Origin of the sequence: Escherichia sp. MOD1-EC5950 (genome assembly GCF_002965345.1) — a bacterium.
Taxonomy (GTDB): Bacteria; Pseudomonadota; Gammaproteobacteria; order Enterobacterales; family Enterobacteriaceae; genus Escherichia; species Escherichia marmotae.
In genome coordinates, this window is sequence record NZ_PTSR01000162.1 from 1 (window position 1) to 337 (window position 337).

The window sequence follows — 337 nt, forward strand, 5'->3', positions numbered from 1 at the left end:
AGAAAGTGTTGTCGGGCTGGCAGGAAAGCTGGGTATTGATACGGTGGCAGAGGGTGTTGAAACTCAGGCGCAGGTGAACTGTCTGTGCTCTCTGGGAGTGGATTATCTGCAGGGGTTTTATTTCGGCAGACCGGAAAAAGTGGATACATTTTGTTGTGAGTATGGATAACGCCAGCTGTGTAATCAGTAAGTCACTCCTGAAAAATAAAATTAAACACATTTAAGTAATTTCATTTTATTTCTGATAAATGATGTGCCGGCATCGCATTTTTCAGACTCCGGCAGTGTTTTTCTTCTTAACTTCAACGTCTTTTTGTTTTTATTCTTTTATTCATAT

1 protein-coding gene is annotated in these 337 nt (G+C 40.1%); it reads left to right on the forward strand.

Annotated elements, in window-relative coordinates; all coding sequences use genetic code 11:
• A partial coding sequence (locus BEA93_RS24820) for an EAL domain-containing protein (RefSeq protein ID WP_123058265.1) occupies positions 1 to 169 on the forward strand: 169 nt, incomplete at its 5' end.
• Between the last annotated feature and the right edge of the window lie 168 nt (positions 170 to 337).